The following is a 19867-nucleotide window of genomic DNA, read 5'->3' as shown; positions in this document are numbered from 1 at the left end:
TGGTCTACTGATTCGAGCAGGCCGAAGCCGAGATTGCCAACATACGCAGAGAATTGAGGGGACCCGCAGATGAACATGATCGCCGCCATCAGGGCCGCCGACGCCAGCGAAAGCGTCTTCGGCCGGCTCCATGCCCTGATTTCCAGCCGGCCGGCATCACCGGATGCCGCGCGCGGCGAAGCCCGTCAACTGATTTCCACGGCAGTGGCCGACACCTGGCAAGCCGACAGCCTCTGGGGCGCGGCGGACGCTTTCCATGCCCATTTCGACTTCATGATGAAGACCGTCGAGATCAATGGTCCCGGCGATCCGAACCTCGCGACCCTGCGCACGAAATGCCGCTTCTACCTGGAGCAGGTCGAAGCGCTGTGCCAGTCGATGAGCCTTCGGTAGAGAGCCGGTTTCGGTTTTTCCCGGGATTGCTTCAGTTCCCGGATTGCTTCAGTTTCCCGATTACATCAGTTCCGAAGGCTGAACACGAAGGGCGCAGTGCGGCTGACGTGCTCGCCGAGTTCCGGTGGGGGTGCCGGAACGGTGGCCCCCTGCAGTACGGCAAGCGCGGCCCGATCGAGTTCGGCGTCGCCGGACGAGCGCACGACACGTGCCGATATCACCCGCCCGGATCCGTCCACCGTGAAGGTTACGTTGGTATTGCCTTGCGCGCCCCTGGATTTCGCGGCGCTCGGATAACGCTTGTGCCGATTGATCCATGCCGTCAGCCGCGACTCCCACTTGGCCGGGCTGATACCTGAAAACCCTGCCGACGACTTCGGCGCTGCCGCCGTGGCCGCCGGCCTGCTGTTCGCGCTTGCGGCGGCCACTGTCCTTGCCGGCTCCGCCTTTTCCTTCCTTGGCCGTGGCTTGGGCTTTTCGACCGGCTTTTTCGCCTTGGCCTGGACCGGCTTCTTTTCCTCGGGCTGCTCGAGCGGCTTTGGCTGCGGCAGCGGAACGACGACCTCCGGCGCGACCGTCTCGACGACATCGGGAACGACCTCTTCCAGCGGCGGCTGGTCGACTGGTTCTGCCTGGGTCGGCTTGGTTTCGTCGGGCGGCACCGTTTCAGGCTGCTCGGCCGGCTGCGCCTGCTCGACCACCTTCTCGGGTTCGGCTTCGGCGGCCTTTTCGGTCTCCTCGATCGGCTCGGTCCGGTCGGGTATCGCCGCATCCAGCATCGCGGCTTGTTCCGGCACTGCCGGCGTGATCACCATCGGCGACATCTCTATCACCAGCGCCGGCGGCGGCCCGCCATCCGTCTCGATCGGACTGAAGCTCTGCACCGCATAGGCGACCGCGACATGAGCGCCGAGCACCAGCGCGGCTGCGCCTGCCCACAAACCAAGGTCGCGCCAACGAAGGCGCGACAGCTCGGCCGTGGGCATGGCGGCCGCTTGTGTCATGGCGTCGCCGCTCCGGTGGCGGGGGGTGCCGGGGCATCGGCCGCGGGCGCCGTCTCCAGGCCGACCAGCGCGATCTTCAGATAACCGGCGCCGCGCAACAGGTTCATCGCTTCCATCAGCTCGCCATAGGCGACCGCCTTGTCGGCGCGCAGGAAGATGCGCGTCTGCTTGTCGCCCTTGGTCTTGCCGTCCAGCGTCGCGGCGAAGACCGGGCGCGGCACGGTGTCGTTGCCGATCGCCAGTGTCAGATCATCCTTCAATGTCAGGAACAGCGGCGTTTCCGGCCGTGGCGCGGGCGTTGCGGTCGATCCCGGCAGGTCGACATTGACATCCACCGTCGCCAGCGGTGCCGCGACCATGAAGATGATCAGGAGCACCAGGATGACATCGATGAACGGCGTGACGTTGATCTCGTGGCTTTCCTCGAGATCGTCATCCATGGTCTGGCGGATTCTGGTTCCCATCCTATGCTCCCGCTATTGCGCCGCCATCGCCGTCGCGGGCGCGACAGTGCGGAAATCCAGGTCGCGGCTGACCAGCCGTTCGACGCCCGCCGACGCATCGGCCAGGATCTGCCGGTAGCCGGCTATCGAGCGCGCGAAGACATTGTAGATGACGACCGCCGGTATCGCCGCGACGAGCCCCATCGCGGTGGCCAGCAGCGCTTCGGCGATGCCGGGTGCGACCACGGCGAGATTGGTGGTCTGCGCCTGCGATATGCCGATGAAGGCATTCATGATGCCCCAGACCGTGCCGAACAGGCCGACGAAAGGCGCGGTCGAGCCGATCGTCGCCAGCACGCCGGTACCGCGCGACATGCGCCGCGATGCCGCCGCCTCGATGCGCGACAGGCGCGAGGTGACCCGCTCCTTCAGCCCGTCGCCCGAGACATGGTCGAGCGCGCCGGCCGAGAGCGCGGCCTCTTCCTCCGCCGCCCGCACCAGGAGCGCGCCGGGACCGCCACTGCGATCGAGCGCGCGGCTCGCCTGCTTCAACGTTGCGGCATCGCCGATCGCGCGGACGGCGCGGCTGATGCGCAGCTTGCCGCCAAAAATCTCCAGCGATTTCGCCAGCCATATCGTCCAGGTGACGAGGGACGCGAAGGCCAATCCGATCATCACCCCTTTCACGACGATGTCGGCGGCCATGAACATGCCCCATGGCGACAGGTCGTGCGGCAAGGTCAGCTCCATTGCCGCCGAAGATCCGGCTGTCGCATTCGGCGCGCCAGCTGGCTGCTGTTGCGCGGGTGCCATCGTGGCCGGTGCGGCAGCCGCCGGTGAGACTGGTGCAACGGGTGCCGCGGCAGCAGGTGCCTCGACAGCGGGGGCGGTGCCGGCCGGTTGCTCCTGGGCCGTTGCACTGGCAGCCGACAGGATCATCGATGCGACCAACGCCGCCAACAAACCATTTCTCGACAAGAGCCTCTTCCTTGTTTTCACAGCGGCGCGCCGCTTCCTGTTTCCCGCCGCCTCGGCCTACTGCACGTAGCCGACGGGTTGGCCGGTGACGGGGTGCGCGAACACGCCCATCTCCACGCCAAAAATGCCTTTCAGCACATCGCCCCGCATGATTTCGCCGGGGATGCCGCGCGTCAGCAGCTTGCCGTCCTTCAAGGCGATCAGTTCGTCGCAATAGCGCGCCGCCATATTGGGATCGTGCAGCACCACGACGACGCAGAGGTCGCGCTTGCGGCTGAGCTCCCGGACCAGCCCCAGCACCTCGACCTGATGGGCGATGTCGAGCGCCGAGATCGGCTCGTCGAGCAGCATGACGCCGGCATTCTGCGCCACCAGCATGGCAAGCCAGGCGCGCTGGCGCTCGCCGCCCGACAATTCATCCACCAGCCGGTCGGCGAAACCATCCATGTCGGTCAGGCCGAGCGCTTTCTCGACATGCCGCCTGTCCTCGGACCCGAAGCGGCCGAGCGCGCCATGCCAGGGATAGCGCCCCAGCGCCGCCAGCTCGCGCACGGTGAGGCCGGTCGCGGCCGGCGTCGTCTGCGGCAGGTAGGCAAGCGCGCGGGCGAACTCACGCGCACCCCATTGCGGCAGCAGCCGTTTGGCGAAGGTGATGGCGCCGGAACTTGCCGGCTGCTGGCGTGCCAGAAGCTTGATCAGCGTCGATTTGCCAGAGCCGTTGTGGCCGATCAGCCCATAGACGCGCGAGCGCTGCAGTTCGAGCGAAACCGGACCGAGCAGCGTCCGCTCGCCGACGGCAAAACGCACCGCGTCGATTTGAAAGGCAGTCTCGGCTCCAGCCACGGTCATGGCTCTTCTCCAGTGCGGCCGCCGGACTTCCAATTTCTGGCGCCGGCAGGCAGGTGCCCGGTTGACTATGAAACATGACCTTATTAGTCAACATTGAAGATGACTGCAACGGTCAACAATTCGTCGTGACAGCCGATGTCGCGACCGGATTCTGAGAGACAGGGGGTTCCACCGGATGATCAGCGGACGCGGACCAAGCGGGAGAGGCGCAAACACGCGCAATGATCCCCAGCGTCTGGTGTCGGCGCGTTGAACCATTATGGTTGGCCGAAAACAGGGAGCCACCGATGATCAAGGCAACGCCCTTCGACTTCCCCTATGACGGCATGCTGGTCGCCGAAAACACCGCGCTCGTCGTCATCGACCTGCAGCAGGATTTCCTGTCGACGACGGGCTATTTCGCCAGGCAGGGATATGACCCTTCGCCGCTGCGGGCGATCCTGCCGACGGTGAACCGGCTGATATCAGCCGCGCGCAGAGCCGGCATCACCATCATCCACACCAGGCAAGGATACCGCGCCGACATGGCCGACATGACGCCCTACGAGAAATGGCGTCGCAAGCGCTCCGGCCTCGACGGCACCGAGATCCTGCTGCGTTCGGGTCCGGGATTTCAGATCGTTCCGGAGATCGATGTCGCGCCTGATGACATCATCGTCGACAAGACCTGCAACAGCGCCTTCACCTACACGGATTTCGAGCTCGTGCTGCGCGCGCAAGGCATCACGCATCTGATGTTTTCCGGATGCACGACCGATGTCTGCGTCCACACCACGTTGCGCGAGGCCTGCGACCGCAATTTTCAGTGCCTGACGATCTCGGACGCCTGCGCCAGTGGTGACCGGCAAGCGCACCAGGCGGCGCTTCACATGGTGACGGTCGAGGATGGTGTCTTCGGCGCGCTGGCCGATTCAACCGCTGTGATCGACGGCCTGTCGCGGCTTGGCGACAGGCCTGCAACAACAAAGGACTGATGAACCTCAACCTGCGGCGCGAGTCTCCGGCCCTGTGCGAGACGCATACGCCCCGGGCTGGAAGGCATCATCTTCGCGACGCGCCAGCGAATTGCGCAGCAAGGCGAGCGTTTCCCGGCCGACCGTCGCGATCTCGCGCGGCGTGTCCACGCCAACGATCATGAACTCATCGATCCCGAGAGCCGTATAGGCAAGCAGCGACAGGGCGACCTGAGCCGGTGGCCCGGACAGGTCGACCGCCTTGTGGCCCGTGGCGGACGCACCCCGGTGAATCCGGACCGGAAGCGCGAAGCGCAGCTTGCCGGCGCGGCCATGCTCGGCGGCGGCACCGCGCGCCCGCTCCATCAATTGCCTGATTTCATCGATCGAGCCCGGCGCCAGTTCGAAGACATCGGCATGCCGGCCGGCCACCTTGAGCGCCGTTCCGGATTGTCCGCCCATGCGGATGACGAGGTCGGCGCCGTGAGGGCCCTTGCGCGGCACATAGCCGCCCTTGATGCTGTAGAAGGCGCCTTCATGGTCGAAAGGCCGGTCGTTCGACCACAGCCGCTTCAAGAGCACCAGATATTCGTCGATGCGCTGCCAGACGACGCCATGTCCGACCGGCCGTGTCTCGGCATCGTCATCGTTCAACGGCTCGCTGATCATCCTGAGCGCCAGCCGTCCACCGCTTTCCCTGTCGATCGATGCCAGCTGGCGGGCCGCCACCGTCGGTTCGATCACGCCGGCCCAGTGGGTGAGCACCACTTCCAGCGAAGCGGTGCGGTTAAGCACCTGGGAAGCAAGGTCCATATTGGTCAGCAGCCCCGCCGAATCGTCGACGACGATCTTGCGGAAGCCGCTGTCCTCGATCAGCCCGAGCTTGGTCGCCGTCTCGGCGAAATCATAGAAGAAGGGCGCCGTGGCATCGGCGGTCTTGCCCGGTACATGCGTGAATTCGATCGGCATTTCATCTCCTCCATTTCTGGAATCATGGATGCGGTGAAGTTCGAATCCCAGCCGCGCGCAAGCGCGCCGGGATCCGGTTCATTCAACTCCGATTGCCTGAAAATATGGGGCAACTAGCCCCGTCAGTCTAATGTCTCGGGGCCAGCCTGAAGCTCAGGGAATAAGGCCGAGAACGACCGCCCCGGTGAACACGAACGCAAGGGCAAAGACGAGATAGGCGAAAGCGCCGGCATAGGCCGGGCGAAAGGTCTGGGCATTGGCCACTCTCTGGCCGCTGCTGTCAGTCTGAGCGTTCTGGATATAGGACATATCGACCTCCGTCTCGCTGGTTAATCTATAAAACTTGTAGACTTTGTCGATTGCTATTTTTTGGCCAAAAGCAGAATTATCTTCCTATTTCGGGCGGCAGATTGGTTGCGGATTGCTGAGAGCGCTTGTCAGCGCGATGGATCGGCGGGGCGTTCGCATTGCCGCGAAGCGACCGAAAGGACCTATGTCCTTGTTCCCGCTGTGCCCAATTCGTCCATTGGCCGCCCGCTGCGCGCGCGGTAGCATCGCCCGAGCACACGAAGACCATCAACCATGGGGAACTGAAAATGGGCACGAGACTGGCCGGCAAGGTCGCCATCATTTCGGGCGGCGCCACGGGAATGGGCGGAGCGGCCTCGGAACTGTTTGCCGCCGAAGGCGCCAAGGTCGCGATCATCGACCGCAATCGCGAGGCGGCAGCCGCCACGGCGGCCGCGATACGTGCGCGGGGACACATAGCCGAGCATTTCGTCGCCGACGTGTCCGACGAAGCGCAGGTCGAGGCCGCGGTGAAAGGGGCGACCGAAAAGCTCGGCCCGGTCACCGTGCTGTTCAACCACGCCGGCACCATCGTCATCAAACCCTTCCTGGAGACGACGGTTCAGGAATGGGACTGGCTGCACGCCGTCAATGTCCGCTCGATGTTCCTGATGACGCGCGCCGTGCTGCCCGGCATGATCGCGGCCGGCGGCGGCTCGATTGTCTGCACCTCGTCGATCTCGGCGGTGGCCGCGACGCCGATGGAGGTGCTCTACGACACCACCAAGGGCGCCTGCCACATGTTCGCCCGCGCCATCGCCGTCGAATTCCGCGACCGCAACATCCGCTGCAACGCCGTCTGCCCCGGCTTCATCCGCACGCCGCACGGCCTGCGCGAGGTCGCCGATCTCGGCAGGCTCGGCATCGATGTCTCCGACGCCGCGCTTGCCGCGCAGCAGGGCCGGATCGGCGAGCCGGAAGAGGTGGCCAAGGCCGCGCTGTACCTCGCCAGCGACGAGTCGAGCTTCGTCAACGGCACGCATCTGTTCGTCGACAATGGTTTTACGGCGATGTGAGGCGACAGCCTGGCGCCCTTCCTCTCCCCCGTCGATCGGGGGAGAGGTGTCGAGCGCAGCTCGACGGAGTGGGGGTCGACCCTCGGCGCGGTACAGAAAGATTCTTGCGCTTAGGTCCCTTCCGTTGGCGACTGCTGCGAGGTGGTTCCCCCACTCCGTCTCGGCTTCGCCGAGCCACCTCTCCCCCCTCCGGAGGGAGAGGAAAGGACGCCCAACTCGTCTACCGCTCCTCCCTGCGGAACGGCTTGAGCAGGGCCGATGGCGCCACCGCGTTGCGTGACATCACGGCCATGGCAACGATGGTGAAGATGAAGGGCAGCATCAGGAACGCCTCGTAGGGGATGTGCCCGAGGCCGCTCGCCTGCATGCGCAGCTGCAACGCATCGACGAAGGCGAACAGCAGTGCCGCGCCCGCCGAGCGCCACGGATCCCAGCGGCCGAACACCACCAGTGCGATCGCAACCCAGCCCCGTCCTGACACCACGCCGAAGGTGAAGGCGTTGAACTGCGCCATCGACAGGAAGGCGCCGGCCAGTCCCATCAGCGCCCCGCCGAGGATGACCGCCTGGAAGCGGGTAGCAATGACGCTGACCCCGGCCGAATCGGCGGCACGCGGGTTCTCGCCGACCATGCGCACCGACAGGCCCCATGGCGTACGGTAGAGCACGAAGGCGGCGAGCGGGATGGCAAGGATCGCCATGTAGACCAGAGCGAACTGGTTGAACACCGCCGTCCCGATCACCGGAATATCAGACAGCAGCGGGATCGGCAGCGTCTGGAAGCCCTTGATGCTGGGCGGTACCGATTGCTGGCCGAAGATCAGCCGGTAGAGGAAATAGGCAAGGCCGGACGAAAACAGCGTGACGCCGATGCCGCAGACATGCTGGCTCAAGCCCAGCGCCACGGTGAACAGCGCGTGCAGCGCGCCCATCAGCATGCCAGTCAGCACCGCCACCAGCACGCCGAGCCACAGGCTGCCGCTGAGGCTGGTGGCGGTGAAGCCGGTCATGGCGCAGAGCAGCATGATGCCCTCGATACCGAGATTGAGCACGCCGGCCCGCTCGGAGAACATTTCGCCGAGCGTGGCAAAGGCCAGAGGCGTGGCAATGCGGATGATCGCGGCCAGGAAGCCGACCTGAAAAATCTGTTCGAACACCGCGCTCATCGGACAACTCCGACGCGGCGGATGCGGTAGGCGGTGAACAGCAGCGCCACCAGCATGGCCAGCAGCGCGGTGCCCTGGATGACGTCGCTGAGGAAGGCCGGCACGCCGGTCGAGCGCGACATCGCCTCGGCCCCGGTCATCACGGCAGCCAGGAAGATCGCCGCCGGCACGACGCCGAGCGGGTTGAGCCGCGCCAGCATGGCGACGACGATACCGGAATAGCCATAGCCCGGCGAGATGTCGCTCATCACCTGGAAATGCACGCCGCCAACCTCGCCGACGCCGGCGAGCCCGGCCAGCGCGCCCGACAGCAGCGCCGTCGAGATCAGCACCCGCTCGACATGGATGCCGCCATAGCGGGCCGCTTCCGGGTTTTCGCCGGTGACCCGGATGCGGAAGCCGAGCGTCGTGCGCACGATCAGGAACCAGATCAAAGGCGCGGCGATCAGCGCCACGATGACGCCGAGATGCAGCCGCGTGCCCTCTATCAGCACCGGAAAGTTAGCCGAATCCTCGATCGGCGGCGAGATCGGATAGCCGCTGAAACTATCCTTCCACGGCCCCTCGATCAGCGCCATCAGCGCGTAGTAGATGACCGAGTTGAGCAGCAGCGAGGAAACGACATCGTCGACCTTGAATTTGACCCGCAGCGTCGCCGGCACCAGCGCGACCGCAGCACCTGCCGCGGCGCCCGCCACCGCCATCAAGACCATGGCGAGTGGCCCCGGCATCGGGATCGCGCCGACGAAGCAACTGGCGACCGCGCCGGCGAGCAATTGCCCTTCGGCGCCGATGTTCCAGAATTTGGCCCGGAAGGCGACGGCCACCGCCAGCCCGGTGAAGATCATCGGCGCCGCGCGCACCATGGTTTCGATGATCGCGTAGCTGTCGCCGAGCGAGGCGGTGAACATCACGCCATAGGCCTCGATCACGCCGGCGCCGGCCAGCGCGATCAGGCCGCTGCACAGGACGAGCGTCGCGCCGATAGCCAGCAGCGGCAAAGCGAGGTTGAACCACGCGGGCGTCGAGGTGCGGACTTCCAGGCGAAACATCAGGCTCTCCCCTCCGCCCCGGTCATCATCAGCCCGAGCCGCGCGATCGTCGCATCGGCGCTGTCGAGCGTGCCGGCGATGCGCCCCTCATACATCACCGCGATGCGGTCGCAGAGCACCAGCAATTCTTCGAGATCCTCGCCGATGACGATGATGCCGCAGCCCTTGGCCCGCATGTCGAGGAATTTTTCGTGGATGAATCGAGCCGCACCGATGTCGAGACCGCGCGTCGGTTGCGACACGATCAAGACCTTCGGGTCGAAAGCGAGCTCGCGCGCCAAAAGCGCCTTCTGCAGATTGCCGCCGGACAGCACGCCGGCGCGCGTCATCGGCCCGGGACACCTGATATCGTAGGCCTTGATCTGGGCCTCGGCAAAGGCGCGGATCGCATCCGGCTTAAGCAGGCCCTTGCTGCTGAAGGCAGCCGTACCGATGCGCGGCAGCACCATGGAATCGGCAAGCGGCAAATTGGTGACCAGCCCGGTGGTCATGCGGTCTTCCGGGATGCGGCCGAGGCCAAGCGACTGCACCTCGCGCGGGGAGAACCGTGTTACTGGTTTGCCGGCTATCGTCATCCGCCCGGTCTCGGGCGCCCGTGTGCCGGAAATCACCTCGGCCAGCGCTCGTTGGCCATTGCCCGACACGCCGGCGATGCCGAGGATCTCGCCGCCGCGCACGGCAAGCGATACGCCGCGCAGCGCCGTGCCCGAATGCCGCGCGGTGGAAATGCCGTCGAGCGTCAGCACCGCCGCACCGGGCGTCGATGGCCCCCGCGCCGGCGGCACGATCTCGTGGCCGCACATCAGTTGCGCCATGGCGGCCGACGTCGTGTTGGCGGGATCGTCGACGCGCCCGGCGACACGGCCATGCCGCAGCACCGTGCAGCGGTGAGTGAGCGCGCGCACCTCGTTGAGCTTGTGCGAGATGAAGATGATGCCGAGCCCTTGCGCCGCCATCGAGCGCAGCGCCGAAAACAGCCCGTCGACCTCGCTGGGCGCCAGCACCGCGGTCGGTTCGTCGAGGATCAAAAGCTTGGCGCCGCGAAACAGCGCCTTGACGATTTCGAGCCGCTGTTGCTCGCCGACCGACAGCGCCGAGACCGGCAGGTCGGGATTAAGCGTCAAGCCGTGCTGGCGGCCGATTTCGGCGAGCCGCGCCAGCCCGCCGGCGCGGTCGGTCCGCCCCGCCTTGCCGGGAATGCCGATCAGCAGGTTTTCCAGCACCGTCAGCCTTGGCGCGAGGTGAAAGTGCTGATGCACCATGCCGATGCCGGCAGCCAGCGCATCGGCCGAACTGGTGATGCGCACCGGCCGGCCCTGGATCAGGATCTCGCCGGCATCCGGCGCATAGGCGCCGAACAGCACATTCATCAGCGTCGTCTTGCCGGCGCCGTTCTCGCCCAGCAGCCCAAGGATCTCACCGGGCGCCACGCTGAGGTCGACAGCCTCGTTCGCCTTGACGGCGCCGAAGCTCTTGGTGATGCCGCGCATTTCGATGAGTGGGGCGGGCAAGGACAAGGATACTCCTGATCGGACTTGGCTTTGTGATCCAGCTTTGATTGATGGGGATGCGCGAGGCGCCCCCCTCTGGCCTGCCGGCCATCTCCCCCTCAAGGGGGGAGATCGGATGTCACTTTCGGCTTTCGCCAATTTTCCACGCCGAATAAGGGTGCCGCCGACAAAGCTGCCGATCTCCCCCCTTGAGGGGGAGATGTCCGGCAGGACAGAGGGGGGCGCCTAGCACCAACCCCTAAAGACCAGAACTCAATCCGAAACCGGCGTGTTCTCGTCGACATCCACCCGGAAATTGCCTTCGAGGATCTCGGCCTTCTTCTTCTCGACTAGGTCTTTCACCTCCGCAGGCAGCGTCTTGTCGAACTTGTGGTAGGGCGCCAGGAACGATCCACCCTTGGCCATGCGCGAGAAGTCGCCATAGTCCTGCGCGGTGAAGACGCCGGCCTTGACCAGCTTGATCGCCTGTTCGACCGTCGGATACATGTCCCAGACCGGGCCGGTGATGACCGTGTCCGGGCCGAGGCTCGACTGGTCGGACATGTTGGAGATGGCGAACACCTTCTTCTCCACCGCCGCTTCGATGACACCGAAGCGCTCGGCGTAGATAACGTCGGCGCCAGCATCGATCTGCGCGACAGCCGCTTCCTTGGCCTTCGGCGGGTCGAAGAAGGAACCAATGAAGGCGACCTTCTTCTTGATGTTCGGATTGACCTCCTTGGCGCCGGCGAAGAAGGCGTTGACCAGGCGGTTCACCTCCGGGATGCCCATCGCCGCGACGGCGCCGATGGTGCCCGACTTCGACATCTTGCCGGCGATCATGCCTGACAGATAGGCCGGCTCGTGGATCCAGTTGTCGAAGACGCCGAAATTGGGATCGGCGGGACCGGCGCCCGAGCCGAACAGCCAGGCGGTCTTCGGGAATTGCTTGGCGGTGCGGCGCGATTCGCGCTCGGCGGCGAAGGCATCGCCCAGCACCAGCTGATAGCCGCCTTGCGCATATTCGCGCATGACGCGGCTGAAATCGGCGGTCTGCACTTTCTCGGACCATTTGTACTCGATGCCGAGTTCCTTCTCGGCCTTCTGCAGGGCGACGTGGATCTGATTGTCCCACGGCTCCTCGATCGGCGTGGCGAAGATCGCCGCCACCTTCAGTTTCTTGTCCTTGGCGAAGGCGGCACCCGGCAGCATGGCCGCAGCCAGGCCAAGCGCGCCGAGCTCAAGCACATTGCGTCGCGACAGACCTTCGCGGGCGGAATGAGATTTGTTCTTCCGGTTATCCATTGCAGTCCCCTCTGTTCGACAGCCGTGTCGAGCCGGCCGTTCTAAAAATCAGACGGGGAACTATGGAACGGGTCCGGACTTTTGTCCACATGGTCAAATTTGATGGCGTGCCCAATCCGGTCTTGATCCTGGCCGGCCGAGAAACCTGCGGTCAAGCCCGTTCGAGCGCGATGGCGATGCCCTGGCCGACGCCGATGCACATGGTGGCCAGGCCGTAGCGGCCGCCGCGTTCGCGCAGCTCCAGCGCCGCGGTGCCGGAGATGCGGGCGCCGGACATGCCCAGGGGATGGCCAAGCGCGATGGCGCCGCCATTCGGGTTGACGTGCAAGGCATCCTCGGCGATGCCGAGCTGGCGCAATACGGCGATGCCTTGCGAGGCGAAAGCTTCGTTGAGCTCGATGACATCGAACTGTTTTGGAGTCAGGCCGAGCCGCGCGCAGAGCTTCTGCGTCGCCGGCGCCGGTCCGATACCCATGATGCGTGGTGCCACACCAGCGGCGGCCCCGCCAAGGATGCGGGCGATCGGCGTCAGGCCGTATTTTTTTGCAGCGGCCTCGGAGGCGACGATCAGCGCTGCCGCCCCGTCATTGACGCCGGACGCATTGCCGGCCGTCACCGTGCCGCCTTGCCGGAACGGCGTCGGCAATTTGGCCAGCGTCTCCACCGTGGTGCCGGCGCGGGGATGCTCGTCCTTCGAAACCACGATCGCATCGCCCTTGCGCTGCGGGATGGTCACCTCCGTGATCTCCTTGGCCAGCCGACCATTGGCCTGTGCGGCGACCGCCTTGTCCTGGCTGCGCACGGCAAAAGCATCCTGTTCCGCGCGGGAGATAGCGAAGTCTTCCGCCACGTTCTCGCCGGTCTCCGGCATGGAATCGACGCCATACTGCTTCTTCATCACCGGGTTGACGAAGCGCCAGCCGATGGTGGTGTCGTAGATCTCCGCGTTGCGCGAAAACGCCGTGTCGGCCTTCGGCATGACGAAGGGCGCGCGGCTCATCGATTCGACACCGCCGGCGATCATCAGCTCCGCCTCGCCGGCCTTGATGGCTCGCGCCGCGATGGTCAGCGCATCCATGCCGGAGCCGCACAGCCGGTTGACGGTCGAGCCCGGGATTTCCTTCGGCAGGCCGGCCAAGAGCAGCGCCATCCGCGCCACGTTGCGGTTGTCCTCGCCGGCCTGGTTGGCGCAGCCATAGACGACGTCGTCGACTGCCTGCCAATCGATGCCGGCATTGCGCTCGACCAGCGCCTTCAGCGGAATGGCGCCGAGATCGTCTGATCGCACCGAGGACAGCGAACCGCCGAAGCGGCCGATCGGCGTGCGGATGTAATCGCAGATGTAGGCCTCGGCCATGTCATGCAGCCCTTGTTTTTCCGGTTCCTTCATGCGCCGCCTTGGTGCGGGCCTGCAGGTCGCGCAATGTCTTGAGTTCGAGTTCGCTTGGCGGCGGTGTTTCGTCAAGCGCCTCCGCGAACTTAACCACCCAGCCACAGCTGTCCTGCACCTGCTGGCGCGAGACACCCGGATGCAGCGAAACGACGGTGAACTCCTTGGTCACCGGATCGGGCTTCCAGATGGCGAGATCGGTGATCAGCAGCGTCGGACCAGCCGTGTCGATGCCGAGACGCCTGCGATGATCGCCGCCCTCGCCATGGCCGAAGGAGGTGAAGAAGTCGATCTTTTCGACCATGCCGCGCTTGCTCTGCGCCATGGTGATGTAGATCTCCTTCGATGAGGTCGCGATCTCCGGTGCCCCGCCGCCGCCGGGCAGCCGGGTCTTCGGGTGGAAATAATCGCCGATGACGGTGGTGTTGATGTTGCCGAACTTGTCGAGCTGCGCCGCGCCGAGGAAGCCGATCGAGATGCGGCCGCCCTGCAGCCAGTAGCGGAACATTTCCGGCACCGCCACGGTGGTGACCGCGGTCTCGCACAATTCGCCATCGCCGATCGAGAGCGGCAGCACATCCGGCGCGGTGCCGATCGTGCCGCTTTCGTAGATCAGCGTGATGTCGGGCGCATGCGTCAGCCGCGCCACATTGCAGGCGGCGGACGGCGCACCGATGCCGACGAAGCAGACATCGTCATTTGTGAGCGCACGGCTGGCGGCAATGGTCATCATCTCGTTGGGGGTGAAGCCCAAGCCCAATGGAGTGTCGCTCATGCCGCTTTCCTCAGATGCTCGACACGTCCAGCAAAATCGTCGGCGCTCTTTTCGATGACGTTCGCCTGCATCCAGGCCTGGAACTTTTCCCGGTCGGCGGCGATCTCGTCCCATTCGAGATAGGCGGCATTGTCGCGCCCATAATAGCCATGCGCGTAGGACGGATGCGAGCCGCCCGGCACGACGGAAATCGCCGCGATGGTCCAGCACGGCAGCACGGTCAGATTGGGGTGCAGGTCGTCGAAATTGTCGACCACCTCCTCCACCGTTACAACCGCACGCCTGGCTGCCAGCACGGCTTCCTTCTGGACGCCGATAATGCCTTCGACCAGCACATTGCCTTTCCGGTCGGCCTTCTGCGCATGGATGAAGGTGACGTCGGGCCGGATCGAGGGAACGGCGGCCAGCACCTCACCTGTGAACGGGCACGTGACGGATTTGATGTTCGGGTTGACCTCCGCAAGGCCCGCGCCGCGATAGCCGCGGAACACCGCGCAGGGCAGGCCGGCAGCACCCGCCTCATAGGCATTGGCCATGCCGGCATGACTGTGCTCCTCGACCTCGATGGGTCTCGGAAAACCATTCTCGATGGCATCGCGTACGCGCCGCAACAGGCCGACGCCGGGATTGCCGACATAGGAGAAGACGAGCTTCTTGGCCATGCCCATGCCGACCATCTGGTCGTAGATCAGGTCCGGCGTCATGCGGATCAGGGTCAGGCCGGAAAAACCCTGGCGGATCGCCTCATGCGCCGCCGCCGTCGGGATCAGATGGGTGAAGCCCTCGAAGGCGACGGAGTCGCCATTGTTGAGGTTCTCCGCAATGGCCCGTTTGAGCGGCAGGAACTTGACCATCGCATCGGCTCCACGTACAAAAAGTTCGTATTGCGAACATATGTTTAATATGCGATACTTTCTAAGCTGATTGAAGATGCGGAGTCAAGCTCGGCAACGGTACATTCCGTGGAGGCCTGATGGACGAAGAAACCGTTTCCCGTGACCATGTCGGCTCGCTCGAGCGCGGCCTTGCCGTCGTGGAAATCCTGGCGCGTCACCCCCAGGGCATGACGCTGACCGAAATGGCGGAGGTGGCCGGCCTGACCCGTGCCGGCGCCCGCCGCTTCCTGCTGACGCTGGTTGCGACCGGCTACGCCACCCGGGATGGCCGCGTGTTCTCGCTGTCGCCGCGCCTGCTGACCGTCGCCCGCACCTGGCTTGGCGGCGGCTCGCTGTGGAGCTTCGCCGCGCCGATCATGCGGGCGGTGGCGGCGCAGCTGAACGAGGCCTGCTCGGCGGCGATCCTGTCGGGCCCGGATGTCGTCTATGTCGCTCGCATTCCCGGCCGCCGCATCCTCAGCGTGTCGCTCGATGTCGGCACCAGGCTGCCGGCCTATTGCACCTCGATGGGACGCATCCTGCTTGCCGGCCTGCCATCGGGGGAATTGGACGCGTTCCTCCGCCAGGCAACCGTCGAGAGGCGCACGCCGAAGACGATCACCGACAAGAAATTGCTGGCCGAGGCCATCGGCAAGGCGAAGGCCGAGGGCTTTGCCATCGTCGACGAGGAACTGGAACTCGGCCTGCGCTCCATCGCCGTGCCCATCCGCGACCGCTCAGGGAGCACGGTCGCGGCGATCAACGTCTCGACGCAATCGGCGCGGTTTGCCGTCGCCGAGATGGAGCGGGAAATCCTGCCGGCGCTGCTTGAGGCCAGTAAGCGGATTGAGGATTTTTTCGTCGTTTAAGAGGACTTGCCAACTCACAACCCTCAATGCTTGATACGGTCCCGCATCGCGTACCACAGCATGCCCAGCACATAGAGCGGCCCGCGCAGCGCCGTGCCGCCGGGGAACGGCATCGGGGTCAGCGTCGAGAACAAATCGAGCCTTGAGGTGTCGCCGGTGATCGCTTCGGCTAAAAGCTTGCCCGACAGCGTCGACAGGATGACGCCCTTGCCGGAATAGCCGTGCGCGAAATAGACCTCGCCATAATGCCCGACATGCGGCAGTCGCGATGTGGTCACCGACACCAGCCCGCCCCAGGCATGGTCGATGCGGCAGCCCTTGAGCTGCGGGAAGGTGGATTCCATGTGCGGCCGCACGAAGCCGGCGATGTCGGCCGGTGGCGATGGCGTATAGCGCTCGCCGCCGCCGAACAGCAGCCGGCCATCCGCCGACATGCGGTAGTAGTTGACGACGAAGCGCGTGTCGGACACCGCGACATTGGCCGGAATGACGTTACGCTCACCTTCCAGCGGCTCGGTGGCGACGATGTAGTTTCCGACCGGCATGATGCGGCTGTTGACGCGCGGCTCCAGCCCGTGGAGCAACGCGTCGCCCGCCAGCACGACATGCTTGGCCCGCACCGCCCCCTTCGATGTCGAGACCCGGATCGAAGGTTCACGCTCCAGCTTCACGGCCACCGAATTCTCATGGATGACGACGCCGGCGGCCACGGCTGCGCGGGCAAGGCCGAGCGTGTAGTTCAGCGGATGCATGTGACCGCCGAGCGGCTCGTACATCGCGCCGTGATAGGGCGTGTCGACCTTGGCCCGGGCCTCCGCAGCCGACAGGATCTCGACATCGCGGAACTTCATCACACTGTCGAGGCACTTGGCTTCTTCTTCCAGATCCCTGAGGTCGGAACCGTTGACCGCGCCGACCAGATGGCCGGTCAGCCTGAGATCGCAGTCGATGGCATGGCGCTCGATGATGTCGAGCACCAGGCCCCGGGCCTCGAAGGCGAGAGCGAACAGCACCTTCGCCCGTTCGGGGCCATAGAGCTTGACCAGCCCCTTGGCGCCCTTGCGCAGGCCCGGGATCATCTGGCCGCCATTGCGGCCCGACGCGCCCCAGCCGATCTTGCCGCCTTCGAGCAGCACCACCTTCAGGCCGCGCTCAGCGGCGTGAAGGGCCGCCGACAGGCCGGTGCAGCCGCCGCCGACGACCACCAGGTCGGCATCAACGTCGCCGACCAGCGCCGGGTGGTCCGGCGCCGGGTTGGCGGTGGCGACATAATAGGATTTGCCGATATCGAGACCCGAATTGAAACCCGTCGAACTGGACGCCATGATCACACCTTCAGCAGAAGGTGGTCGCGTTCCCAGCTCGTCACCACGCCCTGGAACAGGTCGAGTTCGACGCTCTTGACGCGCAGGTAGGTCTGGAAAAAGTCCTCCCCGAGCAATTTCCGCACCGGCTCACAAGCCTCGAAACGATCCAGCGCCTCCTCCATGGTCTTCGGCAGCGTGCTCTTGATCTTGTAGGCATTGCCCGACGCTTCGGCCGAACGCGCCAGCTTCTGTTCGACGCCGAGATAGCCGGCGAGCAGCGATCCGGCGATCGCCAGATAGGGGTTTGAATCCGCACCCGGCAAGCGGTTCTCAACCCGCCGCGCGGCGCGCCCGCCGGCCGGCACGCGCAGGCCGCAGGAGCGGTTGTCGTGCGACCACTCGATGTTGGCCGGCGCGCTGTGGTTCGGCCTTATGCGGCGGAACGAATTCACGTTGGGCGCGAACAGCGGCATGATCTCCGGCACGTATCTCTGCAGGCCGCCGATGAAATGGCCGAACATCTCGGTGTCGGCATCGTCCTTGCCGGCAAACAGCGTGTTGCCGGCCTCGTCGATGACGGACATGTGCAGATGCATCGAGCTGCCGGCCTGCGCGGCGATCGGCTTGGCCATGAAAGTGGCGTGCATGCCGCATTGCTGCGCGGCTTGCCGCGTCAGCCGTTTGAACAAAAGCACCTTGTCGGCCAACGGCAGTGCGTCGCCATGCAGGAAGTTGATCTCCAGCTGTGCCGTGCCCGATTCGTGGATCAGCGTGTCGAGCGGCAGTCCGGCGGCGGCCGCATAATCGTAGATGCGGCGGATCACCGGCTCGAACTCCTCGAGTGCGGCCATGTCATAGGGATGCTGCACGCCCTCCGCGCGGCCATTGCTGCCGATCGGGGCGGTCAGCGGCTTGTCCGGATCGGGGTTGGGCGCGGTGAGATAGAATTCAAGCTCCGGCGCCACCACCGCGCGCCAGCCGCGCTGGCGATAGAGGTCGAGAACGGCCCGCAGCACATGGCGTGGCGAGGCCATCCACGGCCTGCCGTCCATGTGGAAGGCGTCGGCGAAGACATAGGCCTTTCCTGCGGCGGCACCCGGCGCCAGGCTGAGCGTCGAAACGTCGGGCACCATGCGCATGTCCGGGTCCGAATAGGCAAAACCCTCGTCGATCGAGCCGGAATAGCGGCCGTCGATGCTGACCAGGAAGGCACTGCTCGGCAGATAGAGAGCTCGGTCTTCCAACGCCTTGAGGAACTTCGCAGTCGGCAGGGCCTTGCCGCGCAGCACGCCGTTCATGTCGGGCACCAGGCATTCGACTTCGTTGATGCGGTGCTGGGCCAGCCAGGCCTTGGGATCCTTGGTCGCGGTATTCGTGTTCTTGTCGGTCATTTCATTCACGTCCGTATCAGGGAGAGTATGGCTTGCGCGGCCACGTCCGTTCCGGGTTTCAACGCCATCTGGGCTGCATTTTCCTTCAGGCGGGCGCGCATGGCGTCATCGGCCAGCAGGCCGAGAATGGCTCTCTCCAATACTCCTTCGGTCCAGCCGTCACGGCCGATATGGTCGCCGGTGCCGGTCTCCTCGGCGCGGCGCGCATTGTCGTGTCCGTCCCAGCAATAGGGCATGATCAGCGACGGCACGCCGAAGCGTAGCGCTTCGCAAAAGCTGTTATTGCCGCCGTGGTGGATGAACAGGTCGGACTTCGCCACCACCGAGGGCTGAGGAAACCAGGCGTCGAGATAGACATTGTCCGGCACCGCGCGATAGGCGTCGCGCAACCCGCCGACATTGACGATGAAGCGCGCCGGCAACCTGTCGAAGACGGCGAGCATCCGCTCGATCAGGCCGACATCCATGGCACCGAGGCTGCCGAAGCTGACATAGACCAGCGGCCCCTTGTTGCGCGGGAACACCGGCACTTCGAACGGCCCTTCCGAACGCACGCAACCTTCGAGATAGACGAAGCGCTCCGGATCGAGCGGCGCGGCGCGCTCGCGGCGCACGATTGCCGGCGTCAGCAGCAGATTGAGATCGGGCGACGTCTCCAGGAACAGGCCTTTCGGCAGCGGCGCCAGGCCGGCATCCACGCGAAAACGGTTGAACCGATCATGCGCCGGCGCCGAGGCGGTGAGATAGCGAGCCTCGAACGCCCTGCGTTGCGGGTCATCGGCACTCATTCCCGAAAGGTAGGGCGGCACTTCAGCGTCCGGCAGTTCCGTCTCGGCGCATGAGACGACACGCACCCATGGACAACCGGCGGCGGCAATGGCCGGGAACATGATGACATTGTCGAGCACGATCGCGTCCGGCTTCAGCCGCCCCAGCAATTGGCGCAAAGGCGCCTCGGCATTGACAGCGGTGTCGACGATCGCCTGCCATGTCGGCGCGACATAGGTTTCGAGCTGGTCGATCGGGCTCAGCCGGAAATGCGGCAGGTGCCGGCGCACGAAGGCCTGCCAGTAGCTCTGGCGCTCGCTGTCGCTCAGCGGCTCGTCGGTCGGCAGCTGGTATTCCTGGAAACCATAGTCGGCAAAGACGCCGGAGAAGCCGGCATGGCAGATGAAGACGGGCCGGGCACCCTTGGCACGCAATGCCTGCGCGATACCGACGCAATTCAATGCCGCGCCGAAGCTTGCTTCGGGAAACAGCGCGATGGTCGGGCTGGCTTTGCGCGTCAATTAATC

At 65.2% G+C, this 19867-nt stretch carries 21 protein-coding genes; 5 read left to right on the top strand and 16 right to left on the bottom strand.

Annotated elements, in window-relative coordinates; translation table 11 throughout:
- Positions 1-69 precede the first annotated feature (69 nt).
- On the top strand, positions 70-393 hold the full coding sequence (locus tag FJ978_RS16600) for a hypothetical protein (protein ID WP_140572980.1): 324 nt from the start codon (positions 70-72) through the stop codon (positions 391-393).
- Between the two features lie 65 nt (positions 394-458).
- On the opposite strand, the gene FJ978_RS16595 is transcribed toward FJ978_RS16600, so the two are convergent.
- The 3 genes from FJ978_RS16595 to exbB are packed head-to-tail and all read right to left on the bottom strand — an operon-like array spanning position 459 to position 2653.
- Positions 459-1397, bottom strand: coding sequence for an energy transducer TonB (locus FJ978_RS16595; protein WP_140572979.1), 939 nt, complete (start codon positions 1395-1397; stop codon positions 459-461).
- Positions 1394-1861: a TonB system transport protein ExbD gene (exbD, locus tag FJ978_RS16590; protein ID WP_140572978.1), complete on the bottom strand. Its 468-nt coding sequence runs from the start codon at positions 1859-1861 to the stop codon at positions 1394-1396. The genes FJ978_RS16595 and exbD overlap by 4 nt, the downstream gene beginning before the upstream one ends.
- A gap of 12 nt (positions 1862-1873) precedes the next feature.
- Positions 1874-2653 (bottom strand): tonB-system energizer ExbB, encoded by a 780-nt coding sequence (gene exbB, locus FJ978_RS16585; RefSeq protein ID WP_246678154.1) that lies wholly within the window; start codon positions 2651-2653, stop codon positions 1874-1876.
- Between the two features lies 1 nt (position 2654).
- Here exbB and FJ978_RS33230 point away from each other — a divergent pair, with 1 nt between their 5' ends.
- Positions 2655-2888 (top strand): hypothetical protein, encoded by a 234-nt coding sequence (locus tag FJ978_RS33230; RefSeq protein ID WP_224732369.1) that lies wholly within the window; start codon positions 2655-2657, stop codon positions 2886-2888.
- On the opposite strand, the gene FJ978_RS16580 is transcribed toward FJ978_RS33230, so the two are convergent.
- Complete coding sequence (locus tag FJ978_RS16580) at positions 2876-3667, bottom strand: ATP-binding cassette domain-containing protein (protein ID WP_140572976.1); 792 nt, start codon at positions 3665-3667, stop codon at positions 2876-2878. The two genes, FJ978_RS33230 and FJ978_RS16580, sit on opposite strands and share 13 nt — an antisense overlap.
- A 287-nt stretch (positions 3668-3954) precedes the next feature.
- Between FJ978_RS16580 and FJ978_RS16575 the strand changes: the two genes are divergently transcribed.
- On the top strand, positions 3955-4641 hold the full coding sequence (locus FJ978_RS16575; protein WP_140572975.1) for an isochorismatase family cysteine hydrolase: 687 nt from the start codon (positions 3955-3957) through the stop codon (positions 4639-4641).
- A gap of 6 nt (positions 4642-4647) precedes the next feature.
- On the opposite strand, the gene FJ978_RS16570 is transcribed toward FJ978_RS16575, so the two are convergent.
- Positions 4648-5589 carry an LLM class flavin-dependent oxidoreductase gene (locus FJ978_RS16570; RefSeq protein WP_140572974.1) on the bottom strand — a complete coding sequence of 314 codons (942 nt, stop codon included), beginning with the start codon at positions 5587-5589 and terminating at the stop codon, positions 4648-4650.
- Between the two features lie 153 nt (positions 5590-5742).
- Positions 5743-5898: a hypothetical protein gene (locus FJ978_RS16565; RefSeq protein WP_023765981.1), complete on the bottom strand. Its 156-nt coding sequence runs from the start codon at positions 5896-5898 to the stop codon at positions 5743-5745.
- A 287-nt stretch (positions 5899-6185) separates the two neighbouring features.
- On the opposite strand from FJ978_RS16565, the gene FJ978_RS16560 reads away from it, so the two are divergent.
- Positions 6186-6953, top strand: a complete 768-nt coding sequence (locus tag FJ978_RS16560; protein WP_013892353.1) for an SDR family oxidoreductase — start codon at positions 6186-6188, stop codon at positions 6951-6953.
- Between the two features lie 220 nt (positions 6954-7173).
- On the opposite strand, the gene FJ978_RS16555 is transcribed toward FJ978_RS16560, so the two are convergent.
- The 7 genes from FJ978_RS16555 to FJ978_RS16520 all read right to left on the bottom strand — a co-directional run bounded on the left by FJ978_RS16555 (position 7174) and on the right by FJ978_RS16520 (position 14984).
- A complete protein-coding gene (locus tag FJ978_RS16555) occupies positions 7174-8118 on the bottom strand; it encodes an ABC transporter permease (RefSeq protein ID WP_140572973.1) in 945 nt (314 codons plus the stop codon).
- Positions 8115-9170, bottom strand: coding sequence for an ABC transporter permease (locus FJ978_RS16550; RefSeq protein ID WP_140572972.1), 1056 nt, complete (start codon positions 9168-9170; stop codon positions 8115-8117). Before FJ978_RS16550 ends, FJ978_RS16555 begins: the two co-directional genes overlap by 4 nt.
- Positions 9170-10681 carry an ABC transporter ATP-binding protein gene (locus FJ978_RS16545; protein WP_140572971.1) on the bottom strand — a complete coding sequence of 504 codons (1512 nt, stop codon included), beginning with the start codon at positions 10679-10681 and terminating at the stop codon, positions 9170-9172. Before FJ978_RS16545 ends, FJ978_RS16550 begins: the two co-directional genes overlap by 1 nt.
- 252 nt (positions 10682-10933) lie before the next feature.
- Positions 10934-11965 (bottom strand): BMP family protein, encoded by a 1032-nt coding sequence (locus FJ978_RS16535; protein WP_140572970.1) that lies wholly within the window; start codon positions 11963-11965, stop codon positions 10934-10936.
- Positions 11966-12116: 151 nt separating this feature from the next.
- Positions 12117-13322, bottom strand: a complete 1206-nt coding sequence (pcaF, locus tag FJ978_RS16530) for a 3-oxoadipyl-CoA thiolase (protein WP_140573145.1) — start codon at positions 13320-13322, stop codon at positions 12117-12119.
- A gap of 1 nt (position 13323) precedes the next feature.
- Complete coding sequence (locus FJ978_RS16525; RefSeq protein WP_140572969.1) at positions 13324-14130, bottom strand: CoA-transferase subunit beta; 807 nt, start codon at positions 14128-14130, stop codon at positions 13324-13326.
- Positions 14127-14984, bottom strand: a complete 858-nt coding sequence (locus FJ978_RS16520; RefSeq protein ID WP_140572968.1) for a CoA-transferase — start codon at positions 14982-14984, stop codon at positions 14127-14129. The genes FJ978_RS16525 and FJ978_RS16520 overlap by 4 nt, the downstream gene beginning before the upstream one ends.
- Before the next feature lie 119 nt (positions 14985-15103).
- Between FJ978_RS16520 and FJ978_RS16515 the strand changes: the two genes are divergently transcribed.
- Entirely contained in the window at positions 15104-15874 is a 771-nt protein-coding gene (locus FJ978_RS16515) for an IclR family transcriptional regulator (RefSeq protein WP_140572967.1), read from the top strand.
- Positions 15875-15897: 23 nt separating this feature from the next.
- Here the strand turns inward: FJ978_RS16515 and FJ978_RS16510 are convergent, their stop codons facing one another.
- From FJ978_RS16510 to FJ978_RS16500, 3 genes are read right to left on the bottom strand one after another with little or no spacing between them, the layout of a single operon-like run.
- Positions 15898-17199, bottom strand: a complete 1302-nt coding sequence (locus tag FJ978_RS16510; RefSeq protein ID WP_140572966.1) for an FAD-binding oxidoreductase — start codon at positions 17197-17199, stop codon at positions 15898-15900.
- Between the two features lie 2 nt (positions 17200-17201).
- The gene (locus FJ978_RS16505) at positions 17202-18572 is read right to left on the bottom strand and encodes a glutamine synthetase family protein (RefSeq protein ID WP_140572965.1); all 1371 of its coding nucleotides are present in this window, start codon (positions 18570-18572) and stop codon (positions 17202-17204) included.
- A gap of 5 nt (positions 18573-18577) precedes the next feature.
- Complete coding sequence (locus FJ978_RS16500) at positions 18578-19861, bottom strand: glycosyltransferase (protein ID WP_140572964.1); 1284 nt, start codon at positions 19859-19861, stop codon at positions 18578-18580.
- Between the last annotated feature and the right edge of the window lie 6 nt (positions 19862-19867).

Origin of the sequence: Mesorhizobium sp. B1-1-7 (genome assembly GCF_006442705.1) — a bacterium.
In the GTDB taxonomy this organism is placed as follows: domain Bacteria; phylum Pseudomonadota; class Alphaproteobacteria; order Rhizobiales; family Rhizobiaceae; genus Mesorhizobium; species Mesorhizobium opportunistum.
Note: the sequence above shows the minus strand (reverse complement) of the source record. Positions and strands in the feature narration are given on the sequence as shown.

Excerpts from the sequence above, each read along its gene's own strand:
- FJ978_RS16565 (WP_023765981.1), bottom strand. The coding sequence starts at position 5,898 with ATGTCCTATATCCAGAACGCTCAGACTGACAGCAGCGGCCAGAGAGTG.
- FJ978_RS16510 (WP_140572966.1), bottom strand. The coding sequence starts at position 17,199 with ATGGCGTCCAGTTCGACGGGTTTCAATTCGGGTCTCGATATCGGCAAA.
- FJ978_RS16550 (WP_140572972.1), bottom strand. The coding sequence starts at position 9,170 with ATGTTTCGCCTGGAAGTCCGCACCTCGACGCCCGCGTGGTTCAACCTC.
- FJ978_RS16560 (WP_013892353.1), top strand. The coding sequence starts at position 6,186 with ATGGGCACGAGACTGGCCGGCAAGGTCGCCATCATTTCGGGCGGCGCC.
- FJ978_RS16595 (WP_140572979.1), bottom strand. The coding sequence starts at position 1,397 with ATGACACAAGCGGCCGCCATGCCCACGGCCGAGCTGTCGCGCCTTCGT.
- exbB (WP_246678154.1), bottom strand. The coding sequence starts at position 2,653 with ATGGCACCCGCGCAACAGCAGCCAGCTGGCGCGCCGAATGCGACAGCC.
- FJ978_RS16570 (WP_140572974.1), bottom strand. The coding sequence starts at position 5,589 with ATGCCGATCGAATTCACGCATGTACCGGGCAAGACCGCCGATGCCACG.
- FJ978_RS16525 (WP_140572969.1), bottom strand. The coding sequence starts at position 14,130 with ATGAGCGACACTCCATTGGGCTTGGGCTTCACCCCCAACGAGATGATG.
- pcaF (WP_140573145.1), bottom strand. The coding sequence starts at position 13,322 with ATGGCCGAGGCCTACATCTGCGATTACATCCGCACGCCGATCGGCCGC.
- FJ978_RS16520 (WP_140572968.1), bottom strand. The coding sequence starts at position 14,984 with ATGGTCAAGTTCCTGCCGCTCAAACGGGCCATTGCGGAGAACCTCAAC.
- FJ978_RS16505 (WP_140572965.1), bottom strand. The coding sequence starts at position 18,572 with ATGACCGACAAGAACACGAATACCGCGACCAAGGATCCCAAGGCCTGG.
- FJ978_RS16535 (WP_140572970.1), bottom strand. The coding sequence starts at position 11,965 with ATGGATAACCGGAAGAACAAATCTCATTCCGCCCGCGAAGGTCTGTCG.
- exbD (WP_140572978.1), bottom strand. The coding sequence starts at position 1,861 with ATGGGAACCAGAATCCGCCAGACCATGGATGACGATCTCGAGGAAAGC.
- FJ978_RS16515 (WP_140572967.1), top strand. The coding sequence starts at position 15,104 with ATGGACGAAGAAACCGTTTCCCGTGACCATGTCGGCTCGCTCGAGCGC.
- FJ978_RS16580 (WP_140572976.1), bottom strand. The coding sequence starts at position 3,667 with ATGACCGTGGCTGGAGCCGAGACTGCCTTTCAAATCGACGCGGTGCGT.
- FJ978_RS16575 (WP_140572975.1), top strand. The coding sequence starts at position 3,955 with ATGATCAAGGCAACGCCCTTCGACTTCCCCTATGACGGCATGCTGGTC.
- FJ978_RS16600 (WP_140572980.1), top strand. The coding sequence starts at position 70 with ATGAACATGATCGCCGCCATCAGGGCCGCCGACGCCAGCGAAAGCGTC.
- FJ978_RS16555 (WP_140572973.1), bottom strand. The coding sequence starts at position 8,118 with ATGAGCGCGGTGTTCGAACAGATTTTTCAGGTCGGCTTCCTGGCCGCG.